The sequence below is a fragment of the Streptomyces sp. NPDC059455 genome (assembly GCF_042750115.1).
Lineage (GTDB): Bacteria > Actinomycetota > Actinomycetes > Streptomycetales > Streptomycetaceae > Streptomyces > Streptomyces endocoffeicus.
This window is the reverse complement of sequence record NZ_JBHYVB010000434.1, coordinates 1-2,977: the sequence shown is the minus strand read 5'-3', so window position 1 is coordinate 2,977 and position 2,977 is coordinate 1. Positions and strand designations below refer to the sequence as shown.

The following is a 2,977-nucleotide window of genomic DNA, read 5'->3' as shown; positions in this document are numbered from 1 at the left end:
GAGAACACCGTCAAACAGCACCTGAAGCGGATCTTCGCCAAGACCGATGTCAGCAGCCGGGCCGAACTCGTGCAGTTGATGTGGTCAGCCGGTACCTAGAGAGCATCTGATCGGCGTTCACACCTGCGAGATCTCTGCGGCAGAGCGTCGTAGTCCGGTGCCAGGCGGCGGTGCTGCATCAGCCATCCGGTTGGGTCGGCCGCGCGGTGAGGTGCCCGCCGGGGCAGGTCCTGTTCCGCGCGGCCTTCCGCCGAACCGGACATGACGGTTTCCCGGTCATCCGGCTCTCCAGTGACTACTGCGTGTCTGCTTTGGCAGGCCGTTTTGAGATGATGCGATCATGGCAGGTGTCGCAGGCCACGACGGTTTTGCGACACCGATGCAACATGACGCGCGCCCAGTCGGAGGGCTGCCATCCGGCATGCGCGAGCTCGGCGAGAGCGCGGAAATGGTGAACTTGCACGGTGCCTTTGCTTCCGCAGAGGTGATCATCCGCGTAGCGTATGTAGCGCAGCCTGCGGTGTGCTGGATCGTTGGGATCCGCGCTCGGCAGGCTGACCATCCGCTGACGCAACACACGGGCCCGCACCCGGTCACCGCGCCGGCGGGCTTTCGCCAGCAGATTCCGCAACTCCAGGTAGGCCGGGTTTCTGGCCCGGCGATCTCCCCGGGTGTACTCCGGAATCAGAACTGTCTCGACGAACTCATCCAGCTTGTGCAGGTAGATGTTGGACAGGATCGGGGAGGCCACTCCGCCCTGCGGCGCTCCGGAGAGTGTGGCGCCCCACCTCCAATCCTCCAGGTATCCGGCTGTCAGCATGTTGCGCATCAGCCGCAGAAACCGCTGATCATGAGCGCTTTCCAACCTGCCGGGCTGGTTGGGCAGTTGGGCTGACAGGCAGGTGACGTCCCTGGTAGATGGGTTTTCGACCAAGAAATCCGTCTCCACCAGAGGCTTCGTGTGCTTGTTTACCCGTCCGGGCTGGACCTGTCCAGCTCTGCCCTGCGCTTCCTGGCCGCGCGCCTTCGCCGACACCGCCGGGACATTGGCAGCCGATGGCGGCGCCTGAGCGTGGGCCGACAGGCCCTGCTCGTCCTGGCGCATCTGTGCAACGGTCATCCGTACCGCCAGCTCGCGGCCGGGTTCGGTGTCGGCACCACCACCTACCGTTACATCACCGAGGCGGTGCAGATCCTGGCCGCCCTCGCTCCCACGCTCGCCGAGGCTGCCCAGACGGCGTCGAAGAAGGCATTCGTCCTGCTCGACGGGACGCTGCTGCCGATCGACCGCATCGCCGCCGACCGGCCCTTCTACTCGGGCAAGCACAAGAAGCACGGGCATGAACGTGCAGGTCATCGCCGACCCGAAGGGACGTCTGTTGTGGGTCTCATCGGCTTTGCCCGATGCCGTTCACGACGTCCGTGCGGCCCGCGAGCACGGCATCATCGACGCCCTTGCCGGGGTCGGCGTCGCCTGCTGGGCCGACAAGGGCTACCAGGGCGCACGCGGCACGGTCCGGGTCCCCTGCCGCGGCCGATCGACCACCCGGATTACCGGCCTTGTCCGGGCCATCCTCTGCCTGCATCTGGTCAGCTCGGACTGAGGATGGAAAAGGCTCAGTTGCCCTCTAAGAGGGTTTTTATGCAGGTCAGGCCCTGTATGTGGCTCTCGTCCCCGCCCCGCTCTAAAGGCTTTCATCCCATAGGCAGTGAATGACCTCCTCCAGGGCGAAGGCTCGGCCGTCCGTCTCGTTCGGTTCGATACCTGGGAGTCCGTCTAGTTTGAAGATGCCACGGAATCGCCTGGTGGGCAGCGGAACCGAGCTCTCCGGCTCGCTCGTGATCATGCTACGCCGTGAGCGAGCGCAAGTCGTACCCCAGCGACCTGTCCGACGCCCGATGGGCCCTGATCGAGCCGACGTTGACGGCCTGGAAAAGGGCCCGGCTCGACCGCAGGCCGACCGGGCAGCCAGCCAAGGTCGATTTACGCAACGTCTTCAACGCGATCCTCTACGTGAACCGCACCGGGATCCCCTGGCGCTACCTCCCGCACGGCTACCCGCACTGGAACACCGTTTACGCCTACTTCGCCCGCTGACTGGAGGAAGGTGTATTCGACCAGCTCAACAGCCTGCTGTCCCTCCCCTCGTAGCGTGGAGTCCGTGAATGCAGGGGAAGTTGAGGCCGAAGAGCTCGGTGTCCACTCCGGGACGCTGCACAGCTGGGTGTCGCGGTGGCGGCGCAACGGTTCGGCCTCCTCCGACCGGCCCGCGCCCGCTGTCTCTGCGAGGCCGAGCAGGAGATTCCGCACACCCTGACGTGCCGTGCGCTGGGTGTGAGCGAGTCCTGGTTCTACAAGTGGCGCAACCAGCCCGTCACCGCTCGCGAGGTGCGGCGCGGGAAGCTGGCCGACGCGATCCGGCAGATCTTCGATGAGTCGGGCGGCACGTATGGTTCCCCGAAGGTCTGGATCACGCTGGTGCGCCAGGGCTGGAGGGTGTCGGTGAACACCGTCGCCAAGCTCATGACCGAGCTCGGCTTGGCCGGACGCAAGATCCGAAGGTGCCGGGGGCTGACCCGGCCGGGCAGACGGCCCGCGTGGCTGGCATCGCCTGCGAGGCCGTAAACGTCGTAGGGGATCGCGGCCTCGCCCTTGAGGCCGGTAAAGAAGCTGTGGTCCTCGACCTCGACGGGCTCGCCCTTTGGCCGCCATTCACGTCCGGCGCAGCGGAGAACCCAATGTACTCGTCCGGGTGATTCGGGTCACGTGGCGATCGACCTAGGTTCTACCTCACTCGGCTAGGGGCGTGGCCTCGGCCTCAGTGAAGGGAAGGCGAACCAATGCACGTCATCTCCCGCATTTTCTCTGCGTCGTTGGCTGTCGTGTCGGCAATAGCGCTCTCGGCCTGCGCGCGGGGGGGGCCCCGGGGGCCCCCCCCCCCGCGGCCCCGCGCCCACCCCCACCAAATTGTTGGGG

2 protein-coding genes and 2 pseudogenes are annotated in these 2,977 nt (G+C 66.0%); 3 read left to right on the top strand and 1 reads right to left on the bottom strand.

Going from position 1 to position 2,977, the window contains the following annotated elements; all coding sequences use genetic code 11:
• Positions 1-295 precede the first annotated feature (295 nt).
• Positions 296-562, bottom strand: a complete 267-nt coding sequence (locus tag ACFXB5_RS53250) for a hypothetical protein (protein ID WP_385223230.1) — start codon at positions 560-562, stop codon at positions 296-298.
• A 399-nt stretch (positions 563-961) separates the two neighbouring features.
• On the opposite strand from ACFXB5_RS53250, the pseudogene ACFXB5_RS53245 reads away from it, so the two are divergent.
• The 3 genes and pseudogenes from ACFXB5_RS53245 (at position 962) to ACFXB5_RS53235 (ending at position 2,626) form a co-directional block, all read left to right on the top strand.
• Positions 962-1,604: pseudogene (locus tag ACFXB5_RS53245) on the top strand (transposase family protein).
• A gap of 251 nt (positions 1,605-1,855) precedes the next feature.
• Positions 1,856-2,095 (top strand): annotated as a pseudogene (locus ACFXB5_RS53240) (transposase); the annotation flags it as partial.
• A 138-nt stretch (positions 2,096-2,233) separates the two neighbouring features.
• A complete protein-coding gene (locus tag ACFXB5_RS53235) occupies positions 2,234-2,626 on the top strand; it encodes an IS3 family transposase (protein WP_385223228.1) in 393 nt (130 codons plus the stop codon).
• The last annotated feature ends 351 nt before the right edge of the window (positions 2,627-2,977 follow it).

Coding starts and splice junctions, on each gene's coding strand:
- ACFXB5_RS53250 (WP_385223230.1), bottom strand. CDS start 562: ATGGTCAGCCTGCCGAGCGCGGATCCCAACGATCCAGCACACCGCAGG.